Source organism: Bradyrhizobium sp. USDA 4354 (assembly GCF_054060315.1).
On sequence record NZ_JBSSDC010000001.1, the window covers coordinates 5,473,297 to 5,486,413 of the forward strand.

A 13,117-nucleotide genomic window follows, 5' to 3' on the forward strand; every position below is an offset into this window, starting at 1 on the left:
AATCGCGGGGTCGGTCGAATCGCCTCGTGTGAGGATGAGGATCGCATTGGCAGAGGACGATGTAGCGGCTCGAGGACTGGTGCGACGCGCTCTGGACCTCCTTTATCTCGGCGCGGGCTATGCCGCGGGCGTCTTCCTGGTCGCGATCTTCGCAATCATGATGATCATGTCGGTCGGGCGTCAGTTTACGCTCAACATTCCTGCCGGCGACGACTTTGCGTCCTGGTGCATGGCCGCGATGGCGTTCCTCGGCCTCGCTCACACCTTCAAACGCGGAGAGATGATCCGCGTTGGTCTGCTGCTGGAACGTCTGCACGGGCGGACCAAGCAGATCGCGGAGGTCGTTGCGCTCGGTATCGCCACTGCCTTCGTCCTCTACTTCACCCGTCATGCGGTGCAGATGACCTACGATTCCTGGCGCTTCAACGATGTGGCGCAGGGCGTCGTCGCGCTTCCGCTCTGGATTCCCCAGCTCGGCTTCGCCGGCGGCCTCGTGATCCTCTCGATCGCGCTGATCGACGAGATGGTCAACGTCATCGGCGGCAACCGGCCGAGCTACGAGAAGGGCTCGCCGGACGAGACGCCGGAAGAGTTCGTCGAGCGCATCTCGCAGGGCGGTGGGGGCTGACCATGGCCAATCTCGGCATGATCGAGCTGTCGTTCGTCCTGCTCGGCGTCATGATCCTGCTGCTGGGAAGCGGCGTCTGGATCGCGGTCTCGCTCGGGCTGGTCGGCTTCGTGGCGATGGCGCTCACCACGAGCCTGCCGCTCGGCACCGTGCTTGCGACCACCACCTGGAGCGCGAGCTCATCCTGGACGCTGGCGGCGCTGCCATTGTTCATCTGGATGGGAGAGATCCTCTTCCGCACCAAATTGTCGGAGGAAATGTTCCGCGGCCTGTCGCCATGGGTGCAGTGGCTGCCCGGACGCCTGACCCATGTGAACGTGATCGGCTGCGGCATCTTCGCCGCGGTCTCGGGTTCTTCGGCGGCGACCTGCGCGACGATCGGCAAGATCGCGCTGCCCGAGCTCGACAAGCGCGGCTACGACAAGGGCCTGAGCCTCGGCTCGCTCGCGGGCTCCGGCACGCTCGGTCTGCTGATCCCACCGTCGATCCCGATGGTGGTCTATGCTGTCACCGCGAACGTCTCCGTGCTTCAAGTATTTCTCGGCGGCTTCCTGCCGGGATTGCTCGTGATCGTGCTCTATTCCGGCTACATCATCATCTGGTCGCTGCTCAACCCGAAGAAGATTCCGCCGCGCGATCCGCCGATCCCATTCCGGCAGAAGCTCCGCGAGTCCGCCAAGCTCGCGCCCTGCCTGCTGCTGATCCTGGCCGTGTTTCTTTCACTGGTGTTGGGCTTCGCGACCGCGACGGAATGCGCGGCGTGGGGCGTGTCCGGCGCGCTGCTGCTGGCGTGGTGGAGCGGCACGCTCACGCGCAAGAACTTCCTCGAGAGTATCATGAGTGCGACGCGCCTGACCTGCATGATCATGCTGATCCTGGCAGGTGCGGCTTACACCACGGCTGCGATGGCCTATACGGGCATTCCGGCCGCGCTCGCCACCTGGGTCCAGGGGCAACAGCTCACGCCGGGTATGCTCGCGCTGTATCTGAGCATCATGTACATCATCCTGGGCTGCCTGATCGACGGCATCTCGATGATCGTCCTGACAGCCGTCATCGTGCTGCCCATGGTCAAGCAGGCCGGACTCGACCTGGTCTGGTTCGGCGTCTATCTCATCATTCACGTCGAGATGGCGCAGATCACGCCGCCGGTCGGCTTCAATCTGTTCGTGCTCCAGAACATGAGCGGCCGCGATACGTTTACGGTCGCGCGAGCGGCGTTTCCGTTCTTTCTCCTGCTGCTGGCCGCCGTATTCATCATTACCGAGTATCCGCAGATCGTAATGTTCCTGCCGAAGCTTGCCTTTCCAGATTGATCACGCCACGCTTTCAATTCGACCGTGAGGAGAAGCCCGATGAAGTCTCGTTTAGTTCGTGCAGGTCTGATTGCCAGCGCCATGCTGGCCGCGACACCTGCCTTGGCCCAAACCAAATGGAATCTGCCGGCAGCGTATCCGGCCGACAATCCGCACTCCGAAAACCTGGTTGCGTTTGCCAAGGACGTCGAAGCCGCCACGTCCGGCAAGCTCCAGATCACGGTTCATCCCGGTGCCTCGTTGTTCAAGGCCCCCGACATCAAGCGCGCGGTGGTGACCGGGCAGGCGCAGATGGGTGAGGTGCTGCTGTCGATTCACGAGAACGAGGACCCGCTCTTCGGTATCGACGTCGTGCCGTTCCTCGCCACCAGCTTCCCCGACGCGATGAAGCTGTATCAGGCCTCCAAGCCTGCGATCACCAAGAAGCTCGATGCGCAGGGTCTGAAGCTGCTGTTCGCCGTGCCGTGGGCGCCGCAGGGCGTCTATGTCAACAAGCCGCTGGCGACGATCGAGGACATGAAAGGCCTGAAATGGCGGGCCTACAATGTCGGAACCGCCCGCATCGGCGAGCTGGTCGGCGCGCAATCGGTCACGATCCAGGCGGCCGAGCTGCCGCAGGCGCTGGCGACGGGCGTGGTGAACTCTTTCATGTCGTCGGGCGGCACCGGCTATGATGCGAAAGCCTGGGAGTCGCTCAAGTATTTCTATGACGTGCAGGCCTGGATTCCGAAGGACTACACATTCGTCAACAAGGCTGCGTTCGAGGCGCTCGACAAGCCGACCCAGGAGGCCATCCTCAAGGCCGCCGCAACGGCGGAAACCCGCGGCTGGAAGGCCTGGCAGGACAAGAGCACCTGGTACATCGACCAGCTCAAAGCGAAAGGCATGACCGTCGAGCCGCCGAGCCCGGCACTCAAGGCCGGCTTCCAGAAGATCGGCGAGCAGCTCACGGCCGACTGGCTCAAGAAGGCAGGGGCTGACGGTCAGGCGGTCGTCGACGCCTACAAGAAGATGTGAGGACGGAGGTCTTCCGCTCGCCGTGCTTGGGCGTGCGGGCGGAAGACTCTCCAGGCTGCTCTCAGGCCGAGATCGCCTTCACTGATCCGACTTCGTTGCGCAGCAGGAATTTCTGGATCTTGCCCGTGGACGTCTTCGGGATCGGCCCGAATACGACCGCCTTAGGCGTCTTGAAGCCGCTCATCTGCGCACGGCAGAAGGCGATGATGTCGGCCTCGCTCGCGCTGGCGCCGTCTTTCAGTTCGACGAAGGCGCAGGGCACTTCACCCCATTTCGGATCGGGTTTTGCGACTACGGCTGCGAACAGCACGGCCGGGTGCTTGTAGAGGATGTCCTCGACTTCGACGGAGGAGATGTTCTCGCCGCCGGAAATGATGATGTCCTTGGAGCGGTCCTTGATGATGACGTAGCCGTGCTCGTCGAGCACCCCGAGATCGCCGGTGTGAAACCAGCCGCCTTCGAAGGCTTCCTTGGTCGCCTTCTCGTTCTTGAGATAGCCCTTCATCACGATGTTGCCGCGGAACATGACCTCGCCGATGGTTTCGCCATCGCGCGGCACCTCCTGCATCGTTTGCGGGTTGATGACGGTGACGCTTTCCTCGAGCGGGTAGGCCACGCCCTGCCGGCGCTTCATGCGTGCGCGCTCGGCGGCGGGCAGGTCATCCCAGCCCGGCTGCTCGGCGCAGACGGAGGCCGGGCCGTAGACCTCGGTCAGGCCGTACACATGCGTCAGCTTGATGCCGATGCTTTCGGCGCCTTCGAGCACGGCGACCGGCGGCGCAGCGCCGGCGATCAGGCCAACGACGCGGCGGGCGGCATCGCCTTTTGGCGCATCCGGCGCGTTGATCAGCGTGTTGTAGACGATCGGCGCGCCGCACATGTGGGTGACGCCGTGCTGTCTGATCAGCTCGAAGATCCTGGTCGGCTCGACCTTGCGCAGGCAAACATTGATGCCGGCAGCGGCCGCAATGGTCCACGGGAAGCACCAGCCGTTGCAGTGGAACATCGGCAGCGTCCAGAGATAGACCGGATGCTGGCCGAGATTGCCGGCAAGGATGTTGCTGACCGCGTTCAAGTACGCGCCGCGATGATGAGTGACGACGCCCTTGGGATTTCCCGTCGTACCCGAGGTGTAGCTCAGCGCGATCGCGTCCCATTCGTCATTCGGCGTGATCGCGGCGAAGCCGGGATCGCCTTGGGCAACGGCGGCCTCATATTCGATCTCGCCGATCCGCTTGCCGCCCTTGAAGGCGGCGTCGTCGACATCGATCACGAATGGCTTTGGCCCGCTCATCTGCGCCAGTGCGTCGGTGATCACGTTGGAAAATTCGGGATCGACAAGAATGATCTTCGCCCCGCCGTGATCGAGCTGAAATGCGATCGAAGGCGCATCGAGACGGATGTTGAGGGCGTTGAGCACGGCGCCGGTCATGGGCACGGCGAAGTGCGCCTCGTTCATCGCCGGAATGTTCGGCAGCATCGCCGCCACGGTGTCGCCGACGCCGATGCCCTTGCCCGCGAGATACGACGCAAAGCGCCTGCAGCGCTCGTAGGTCTGTGCCCAGGTGAAGCTGCGGCCCTCATAGACCGTGCTGACGTGATCGGGATAGACCGCAGCGCTGCGCGCGAGGAAGCTCAGCGGGCTCAGGGGCACGTAGTTGGCGGGAGTCTTGTCGAGGCCGATATTGTATGGGTTCTGCCGCTCACTCATCGACACCCTCCTCAAATGCGTCTCAAAGGAATCCGATCGATATCCAGGGGAAGATCGCGACGATGATCAATCCCACCAGTAGCGCCAGCAGATAGCCCCAGATCGGCCTGATGCCTTCGGCCGGATCGACGCGTCCGATGGCGCAGGCGGCATAATAGCCGACGCCGAAGGGCGGGGCGAATAGCCCGATACCCATAGCCAGAATGATCACCATGGCATAGTGAACCTCGTGCACGCCGACTGCGCGGGCGATCGGAAACAGCAGCGGGCCGAACAGCACGATGGCCGGGATGCCCTCCAGCACGCTTCCGAGAATGGTGAAGGCCAGGATCGACACGGCGATGAAGGTCGCCGCGCCCCCGGGTAGTCCCGTCATGGCGGCGGCCAGCGAGCGCGAGAATCCTGATTGGGTCAGGCCCCAGGCCATACCGGTCGCCGTGCCGATGATCAGGAGGATCGCACCCGACAGCGCCGCCGTCTCGACCAGCATCGGAAACAGCCGCCGCCAGTCGAAGCGGCGGTAGACGAGGAGGCCGACGAGAGCGCCATAGACGATGCCGATGGTGGAGACCTCGGTCGCCGTCGCGATGCCCTCGACCACGGCGTAGCGGATCACGAAGGGCAGCGCGAGCGCGGGCAGGGCGACGATGAAGGTCTTGCCGATCTCGGATGCCGTGGCACGGCGGATTTGGCTCATGTCCTCGCGGCGGTAGCGCCACCACACCAGCATGCACAGCGTGATCGCGAGCACGCCGCCGGGCAGCAGGCCGCCGGTGAACAGCGCCGCGATAGAGACGCCGGTGACCGAGCCGATCGTGATCAGCACGAGGCTCGGCGGAATGGTCTCGGTCTGGGCGCCCGTCGCCGCCAGAAGCGCGACGAGATCGCCTGGCTTGGCGCCGCGCTCTTTCATCTCGGGAAACAGCACGGGCGCCACCGCGGCCATGTCGGCGGCCTTGGCGCCGGAAATGCCGGAGACCAGGTACATGGCGCCGACCAGCACGTAGTGCAGGCCGCCCCTGACATGGCCGAGCAGGCTCGCCAGGAAGGCCACCATGGCCCGCGCCATGCCGGTCATCTCGATCAGGAGCCCGAGGAATACGAACAGCGGCACTGAGAGCAGGATGAGGTGGCTCATGCCCTCGTCCATCCGCCCGATCAGCACCATGACCGGCGTCCGCGTGGTCAGCGCGAGATAGCCGAAGATCGCGAGGCCAAAGCCGAACGCAATGGGAACGCCGGCAAAGACGCAGAAGCCGGCGACACCGACGAAGAAGATGACGAGGTTGAGATTGCCGAGTGGCCGCAGCAACGGCTCCGCCAGCCAGAACAGGCCGATCACGACCGCAATCGACATCGCGGCGGCGGCGACCATCCGGTAGTCGGCCGCGCGCAGCAGCCGCAGCAAGGCAAAGGCCGCCATCAGTCCGATGCCGGCCGGCAGCGCGGCGGCGCGCCACATGTTGGAGATCTGCAGCGCCGGGGTGGTGATGTAGCTTTCTTCATAGGCGTAGTCGCAGGCCGGCCAGACGATCAGGATCAGAAACGCCAGTGCTGCCGAGGTCGCGACCAGATCGAGATAGGCCCGCATCGCAGGCCTCGCGCTGGCGACGACCGCGGTCATGCGCATGTGCTCGGAGCGGCGGAATGCGACCGCCGCGCCCAGCATCGCCAGCCACAGGAACAGGATCGAGGCGAGCTCGTCCGACCAGATCAACGGCCGGTGCAGGCCGTAGCGCGCGACCACGCCGGCAAACAGGATCACGATCTCGGCGACGACCAGGATCGCCGCCGGGATTTCGACGAGGAGACCGAGCGCGCGTTCAAGTGACGCCAGCAGCGATGGTCGGCGAGGGGACTGCAACGTCACCTCGCCCGCCACTTCGATCGCCTCGACCTCGACATGAGCCATGACGGCCCCAACGCGTTACGACAGCTTGCCGACGGCTTTTTCCAGGAGGTCCCAGGCCTGGTCGCCGTACTTGCCCTTCCACTCGGCATAGAAGCCGGCGGTGCGCAGCTTGTCGCGGAACGGCGCCACGGCCGGCTGATTGAAGGTCAGGCCCTTGGCCGCGAGTTCCTGCTGCAGGTTGGCATTGAGCTTGGCGGTATCGGCGCGCTCGTTGACCGCGGCGGCATTGATGTTCTTGGCAACGATGGTGCGCACGTCCTGCGGTAGCTTTTCCCAGGCTCTGCGGTTGGCCAGGAACCAGAAACCGTCCCACATGTGGTTGGTCAGCGAGCAGTACTTCTGCACCTCGTAGAGTTTTGCCGTCGAGATGATCGCCAGCGGGTTCTCCTGGCCCTCGACGATCTTGGTCTGGAGCGCCGAATAGACCTCGCTGAAATTGATCGAGGCGGGCGCCGCGTCGAACGCCTTGAACATCGAGGTCCACAGCGGCGACACCGGAACGCGGATCTTGAAGCCCTTGAGGTCGTCAGGACCGGTGATCGGCTTGGTCGACGACGTGGTCTGGCGGAAGCCGTTGTCCCAGATCTTGTCCATGACCTCGAGACCGGACTTCTTGATCTCGCCGCGGACATGGGCACCGAGATCGCCGTCCATGGCCTTCCAGACCGTGTCGTAGTCCGGGAACGCGAAGCCGATGCCGTTGATGGACGCCGCCGGCACCAGGGTCGACAGGATCAGGCCTGACAGCGTGAAGAACTCGACGCCGCCGGAGCGGATCTGGCTCAGCATGTCGGTATCGGACCCGAGCTGGTTATTCGGGAAGATCTGGAGGTCGAACTTGCCGTTCGTCTCGCTCTTGATCGCCGCCGCCATCTCCTTGGCGCGCACGTTCAGCGGATGGGTGTCGGGCAGGTTATTGGCATATTTGTAGGTGAACTCGGCGCTCTGGGCGCGGGCCACATGGGGCGCACTAAGGCCGCCCAGGACCGCGGTCGCGGCGGAGGCCTTGAGAAGCGTGCGTCGGGAAAAGCGCGTGGAAAGGACCATGGGTCTGCTTCCTCGGAAGGTTTGTTGTTGTTCTGAGATGCAAACCTATACGGACGGTCGGCCTGAAGGTCATCTGCGATCTCGCGAGGGCTCGCTTATTGCAGCCGGACAAGATCACGGCAATACGGGCTTTTGGAAAGATGGGCGCGATTTCAAAATCTGAAAAACAACCCCATGCACAGTAGCCGTCAAGAGTTGGGACGACAGTCGAGGCGCGCACCGAAAGCGGGCTCAAGTGAAGATGCGGTGGCAGGAATTATAGCTAAACAATTGATCTGATTGTATATAAATATATTCCATAATATACCTTATGCGAATTGTGGATATGCCTTGGGGGCTCCGGACCTATCCGGCCGCCGCGGTGCCTGGAACCGCTACTCACCTTCTATCGATCGATCTCTATTACGGCCTAGCGGCCTATGAAGCGGCAGTCGTCGTCCGGGTTTGGACCTTGGCTCCGTCGGCAAGGTCCACGGACGGATTGAGAATGATCTGATCGCCGCGCTTGACCCCGCTGTCGACCTCGAGCTGACGGCCGAGATCGCGCAGCACGTGGATCCTCCTGAAATGCACGACTCCATTCTCGACCACGGCGACTTGCGTCCCCTTGGCATTGAAGATCACTGCATCGGCCGAGATTTGGAAGCTTGGCGTCCGGCGTGGGATGCGGAGCTCTACGGTGCAGTAGATCCCCGACGTGAGCGCCGCATCGGGATTCGGGATGTCGACCTCCGTCAGCAGCGTCCGCGAGCCGGGCTGGAGTGCATCCGCTATCCGGGTCACGGTGCCTGGAAAGGTCCGGTCCGGGATCTCGGGTATGTGGACGACCGCGGCAATGCCAGGCTTGAGGCCGAATGCGGCGTCCTGCGGCACGAACACCTGGGTACGGATGACGTTGCCCTGCTGGAGCGTGAACATGAACGTGCCCGAGGTGGCATCGGCCTGGACCAGGCTGCCGACGTCGACATTGCGCTGGGTGATGACGCCGTCGAATGGAGCCGCCACGCGCTGATACAGCTTCTGCTGGCGGAGCACCTGCAACTGCGCCTCCTCGGCCGTGATGTTGGCCTGCGCCACCGATACCGCGGCCTCCTGGGCCTTCAGAGTCTGCTCGTCGATGGTGCCCTGCTGCGCGGTCAGCCAGCCCTTGTCGACCAGCGGCCGATCGCGGTCCCACGTGACCTTGGCGAGCTCCCGGTTCGCCTGCGCCTGCTGGTACGACCAATTGAGCTGGGCGAGTGTCGCCTGCGCCTGGGCGATCTGGTGATCGAGCTCGGGGGCCTCGATCTCGGCGAGCAACTGCCCTGCCTTGACGTGGTCGCCGATATCGACGGCGCGGATGGCGATATAACCGCTGGCGCGGGCGAAGATGTTGGCGCTCGCAAATGCGGAGGTCGTCGCCGGCAGCTCGACGACCTCGACATTATCGGCGGGCTCGACGGCGGCCACACGGACTTGCGGAACAAAATCTCGTTGCTGCTCGGCTGTCGCTAGTACCTGGCGGTGCTCGGCATGTTGGCGCCAAGCGCCCGCCGCCAGCAGCGCGCCGGAAATGAGGATCAGGCTGAAGGCGGCGAGGCGCCCTCCCCGACGAGCCCGCCGTCGAGGCGTGATGTCCGGGTTCCGATCGGGTTCGGTCACGCGCTCGGGCTCGATTGGTCCGTTGAAGTTCATTCCACCACCTCGTCGAATACCCCGTGATGTGTCCTGCCGTCATTGCGCTTGCGAAGAACCGCGAACAGGTAGGGCACGACCAGCAACGTGGTCGGCGTTGCGAACAGCAGCCCCCCGATGACGGCGCGGGCCAGCGCGGCGTTCTGTTCCTCGCCGGCCGCGCCGATCGCCATCGGGATCATGCCGACGATCATCGCGGCCGCGGTCATCAGAACCGGCCGGATTCGGGTATGGCCGGCCTCGACCGCGGCTTCAAAGGCGGTCTTGCCTGCGAGCTGCTGCTCGCGGGCAAAGGTCACGAGCAGGATCGAGTTCGCCGAGGCGACGCCGACCGCCATGATCGCGCCCATCAGCGACGGCACATTGAGTGTCGTGCCGGTAATGAACAGCATGGTCAGGATGCCGCAGAGCGTGGCCGGCAAGGCCAGAATGACGACAAAGGGATCGCCGAAATTCTGGTAATTCACGACCATGAGCAGATAGACGAGCACGGCGGCGAACAGCAGTCCTGTGCCGAGGTTGATGAAGGCACTGTTCATGCTCTGGATCTGGCCGGTGACCTGGATCGTGTTGCCGGGCTTGAGCTGCTTCTGAACATCGGCCGTGACTTTGGTGATGTCGCTCGCCACGCTGCCGAGATCGCGATCCTGGACGCTGGCATAGACCTCGTATACCGGCTGCACATTGGCCTGGTTGGCGTTGGTCGGGATCGTGCCGCGCTGGAACGTGGCGACGTTGCTCAGCAGGCCGGGAATGGGCGTGTCAGTCTGCGGTGACGCCAGCGACGTCGATACCGGGGTGTTGGCGAGATCGTTGAGCGATGATATCTCCCGCTCGGGCGTCTGCACTGCGAAGTAATAGGGAATGCCGGACGTGGGGTCAGTCCAGAAATTCGGCATCACCTGCTCCGAAGAGCTCAGGCTGACGTTGAGGTTGCTCGCGATCGTATCGGCATTGAGCCCCAGCTGCGCTGCGCGGGTGCGGTCGATATTCGCGTAAAAGGCCGGTGCGTTGACCTCCTGCTGGAGATGGACGTCGGCGATTCCCGGAATCGCGGCGATACGCCGGCGCAACTCGTTGGCGACCTTCAGGTTGTTCGCCTTGTCGTAGCCCACGGTTCGCACGTCGATCTGGGCCGGCAGCCCGAAATTGAGGATCTGGGTGACGATGTCGGCCGCCTGGAAGTAAAAAGTGTCTTCCGGAAACGCAGCCGGCAGGGCTTCGCGCAGCTTGCGCACGTAGTCGGCCGTTGGCCGGTGGCCTTCCTTCAGCGAAACCAGGATGACGCCATCATTGACGCCGATGGTCGAACCGTCGCTGAACGCCAGGTTATAGGAGCGCGCCGGCAGGCCGATATTGTCGACGATGAGGGCCCGATCCTTCTCCGGAACGATCTCGCGGATCTTGTCCTCGACCTGCTGAAAGATCGCCTCGGTGTTCTCGATCCGGCTTCCGGCCGGCGCGCGCACATGGAGCTGGATCTGTCCCCCGTCGATGACCGGGAAGAAGTCGCGGCCGACCATGGGGAACAGCACGAGGCCGAGTGCCAGAACGGCGACCATGCCGGCAGGAATGATGAAGCGATGCTCGATCAACCTAGTCAGGGTATGCGAATAGGCATGGCGCATCGCCTCGAAATGTCGCTCGAAGGCCGCATGAAAGCGCGCGAAGGGACCGCGCGGACCGCGCGGCGCAGCATCGGTCTCGCCGTGGTGCTCGCCCTTGAGCAGGAGACCGATGATGATCGGCGTCAATGTCCGCGACAACCCGTATGACGCCAGCATCGCGAAGACCACCGCAAGGCCGAGCGGCGTGAACAGATATTTGGCCGGCCCTTCCAGGAAGACGACCGACGTGAAGACGCAGCTGATCGCCAGTGTCGAGACGAGCGTGGGTATGGCGATGCCGGCCGCGCCGTGCAGCGTTGCCTGCGACAGAGGCTGTCCCTCCTCCGTGAGCAGGCGATGGGTGTTCTCGATCGTGACCGTGGAATCGTCGACCAGGATACCGACGGCCAGCGCCAGTCCCCCCAGCGTCATCGTATTGAGGGTCTCCCCGAGGAAGTGGAGCACGATCAGCGATGTGAGGATCGATAGCGGAATCGAGATCATCACCACGAGCGTCGAGCGCCATGATCCAAGGAACAGCAGGATCATCAGCGCTGTCAGCGCGGCTGCGATGGCGCCCTCGCGCAGCACGCCTTCCACCGATTGCTTGACGAACACCGACTGATCGAACAGTTCGTCGATACGCATGCCCGGAGGTGCGGCGGCGCGTGCGGATTCGAGCGCCTTGTGAACCGCGTTGACCACGCTAAGCGTCGAGGCGTTGCCGTTCTTGATGATGCTGAGCAGCACCGAACGGCGGCCGTTCTGGCGCACGACATTCTGCTGCACCAGCCAGCCATCATGAACCTGCCCGACGTCCCTGACAAAAATTGTGGCGCCGTTGACGACCTTGATCGGGATGTTGTTGAGGTCCTTGATTGATGGCGGCGTCGCATTGGTCCGGACGACATATTGCTTGTCACCCATCTTTGCGGTGCCTGCCGGCAGCGTCAGGTTCTGGGCGTTGACCGCATTGACGACGTCGAGCGGCGTCAGCCCCTTGGCGACCAGCTTGGCTGGATCGAGATCGACCATGATCTGGCGGTATTTTCCGCCCGAAGGCGTCGGCAGCGTGATGCCCGGAATGGGCGCCAGTTGCTGACGGATGCGATAGATGCCGTAGTCGTAGAGCTGCTGCTCGCTCAACGTATCGGAGCTCAGACTGACCTGGAGCACGGGCACGCTCGAGGCGTTGAACTGCACGACGACCGGCGCCTGGATGCCGGGCGGCATCAGTGCGCGGATGGCGTTGGTTGCGGAGACGATCTGCGAAATGGCGAGGTCGAGATTGACGTCGGGTTGGAAGTAGATCTTCTGCACCGACAGGCCAGCCATGGTCTGTGCCTCGATGTTCCTGATGCCGTTGACGTTCGAACTGATCGAGTACTGGCTGTAGGTGGTGACGCGTTGCTCCATTTCCGGCGTGCTAAGGCCGGTATAACTCCAGATCACGGTCACGACCGGGATGTCGATATCCGGAAAGATGTCGGTCGGCATCGCGAATAAGGTGACTGCGCCGAGGAACAGGATCAGCGCGGCGACCACGTAGAAGGTGTGGGGAAATCGCAAGGCGAAACGAACGATACCCATCGAGCACTCCTCGCCACGTTGCGGCCGCTTGCGGCCACCACGGCTGTCCAGATCAGCGTTGACGCATTGCACGCGGCATGTTGCCCGTGCGGCCCACCTCGTGCGCTCCTGGATGGTTCTTGGCCTTGAGGGTCGACGATGAACCCCGCTCACACTCCCGGCTTCGCGCGTCCGGAATTGCAGTCGAGAGCAAACATGGCAGCAGGAGATCAGAAGTGAATGCCGTGTGGTGTTAATTCACGGCAATGATGCGCGCTATTCGACCACAAATCGGTGAGCGCCCTCGCACGGAATCTCAAGACCATGCGAGCCGCGTGGCGAGGCGCAGACGGCTAGGAGGTCCAGCGGCCTTGATAGGCGATGCGGCGCCCAGGCTTGCTCCGCGCGTTAGCGCAGCGGCAATAGGTCGAGCTGAATCTGTGTTTTCCATCTGCGTCCAGACCTTCTCGCAGGTCGGGACCGGGGCCGTCGTCACGGCCTCGCTTGCCGCGAGGAAATAGACCTTCTCGCCCTGGATCGCGACGACGTCGATTTCATCCGGTGGGCCCTTGAGGTCGCCATTGCCACGCACGCCGAGTACGGCGGCTGCGATGCTTGTTAGTCTGCCCGGATGGG

The 13,117-nt window shown here is 63.4% G+C and carries 8 protein-coding genes and 1 pseudogene; 3 read left to right on the forward strand and 6 right to left on the reverse strand.

What is annotated here, in order from left to right; all coding sequences use genetic code 11:
• Positions 1-34: 34 nt before the first annotated feature.
• Genes ACVIIV_RS25405 through ACVIIV_RS25415 form a run of 3 tightly spaced genes read left to right on the forward strand, consistent with a single transcriptional unit; the run spans position 35 to position 2,961 of the window.
• A complete protein-coding gene (locus ACVIIV_RS25405) occupies positions 35-628 on the forward strand; it encodes a TRAP transporter small permease (RefSeq protein ID WP_456746582.1) in 594 nt (197 codons plus the stop codon).
• A gap of 2 nt (positions 629-630) precedes the next feature.
• Positions 631-1,944, forward strand: a complete 1,314-nt coding sequence (locus ACVIIV_RS25410) for a TRAP transporter large permease (RefSeq protein WP_456746583.1) — start codon at positions 631-633, stop codon at positions 1,942-1,944.
• Between the two features lie 39 nt (positions 1,945-1,983).
• On the forward strand, positions 1,984-2,961 hold the full coding sequence (locus tag ACVIIV_RS25415; RefSeq protein WP_456746584.1) for a TRAP transporter substrate-binding protein: 978 nt from the start codon (positions 1,984-1,986) through the stop codon (positions 2,959-2,961).
• Positions 2,962-3,022: 61 nt separating this feature from the next.
• Here the strand turns inward: ACVIIV_RS25415 and ACVIIV_RS25420 are convergent, their stop codons facing one another.
• The 6 genes and pseudogenes from ACVIIV_RS25420 to ACVIIV_RS25445 form a co-directional block, all read right to left on the reverse strand.
• Positions 3,023-4,672, reverse strand: coding sequence for an acyl-CoA synthetase (locus tag ACVIIV_RS25420; protein ID WP_456746585.1), 1,650 nt, complete (start codon positions 4,670-4,672; stop codon positions 3,023-3,025).
• A gap of 22 nt (positions 4,673-4,694) precedes the next feature.
• Positions 4,695-6,584, reverse strand: coding sequence for a TRAP transporter large permease (locus tag ACVIIV_RS25425; RefSeq protein ID WP_456746586.1), 1,890 nt, complete (start codon positions 6,582-6,584; stop codon positions 4,695-4,697).
• Positions 6,585-6,599: 15 nt separating this feature from the next.
• A complete protein-coding gene (locus tag ACVIIV_RS25430) occupies positions 6,600-7,631 on the reverse strand; it encodes a TRAP transporter substrate-binding protein (protein ID WP_456746587.1) in 1,032 nt (343 codons plus the stop codon).
• Positions 7,632-8,048: 417 nt separating this feature from the next.
• The gene (locus ACVIIV_RS25435) at positions 8,049-9,305 is read right to left on the reverse strand and encodes an efflux RND transporter periplasmic adaptor subunit (RefSeq protein WP_456746588.1); all 1,257 of its coding nucleotides are present in this window, start codon (positions 9,303-9,305) and stop codon (positions 8,049-8,051) included.
• On the reverse strand, positions 9,302-12,502 hold the full coding sequence (locus ACVIIV_RS25440; RefSeq protein ID WP_456746589.1) for an efflux RND transporter permease subunit: 3,201 nt from the start codon (positions 12,500-12,502) through the stop codon (positions 9,302-9,304). Before ACVIIV_RS25440 ends, ACVIIV_RS25435 begins: the two co-directional genes overlap by 4 nt.
• Before the next feature lie 379 nt (positions 12,503-12,881).
• A pseudogene (locus tag ACVIIV_RS25445) lies at positions 12,882-13,097 on the reverse strand (hypothetical protein); the annotation flags it as partial.
• Positions 13,098-13,117 lie beyond the last annotated feature (20 nt).

What these genes read in the sequence shown, in the direction of transcription:
- ACVIIV_RS25405 (WP_456746582.1), top strand. Translation starts at nt 35, where the DNA reads ATGAGGATCGCATTGGCAGAGGACGATGTAGCGGCTCGAGGACTGGTG.
- ACVIIV_RS25410 (WP_456746583.1), top strand. Translation starts at nt 631, where the DNA reads ATGGCCAATCTCGGCATGATCGAGCTGTCGTTCGTCCTGCTCGGCGTC.
- ACVIIV_RS25415 (WP_456746584.1), top strand. Translation starts at nt 1,984, where the DNA reads ATGAAGTCTCGTTTAGTTCGTGCAGGTCTGATTGCCAGCGCCATGCTG.
- ACVIIV_RS25420 (WP_456746585.1), bottom strand. Translation starts at nt 4,672, where the DNA reads ATGAGTGAGCGGCAGAACCCATACAATATCGGCCTCGACAAGACTCCC.
- ACVIIV_RS25425 (WP_456746586.1), bottom strand. Translation starts at nt 6,584, where the DNA reads ATGGCTCATGTCGAGGTCGAGGCGATCGAAGTGGCGGGCGAGGTGACG.
- ACVIIV_RS25430 (WP_456746587.1), bottom strand. Translation starts at nt 7,631, where the DNA reads ATGGTCCTTTCCACGCGCTTTTCCCGACGCACGCTTCTCAAGGCCTCC.
- ACVIIV_RS25435 (WP_456746588.1), bottom strand. Translation starts at nt 9,305, where the DNA reads ATGAACTTCAACGGACCAATCGAGCCCGAGCGCGTGACCGAACCCGAT.
- ACVIIV_RS25440 (WP_456746589.1), bottom strand. Translation starts at nt 12,502, where the DNA reads ATGGGTATCGTTCGTTTCGCCTTGCGATTTCCCCACACCTTCTACGTG.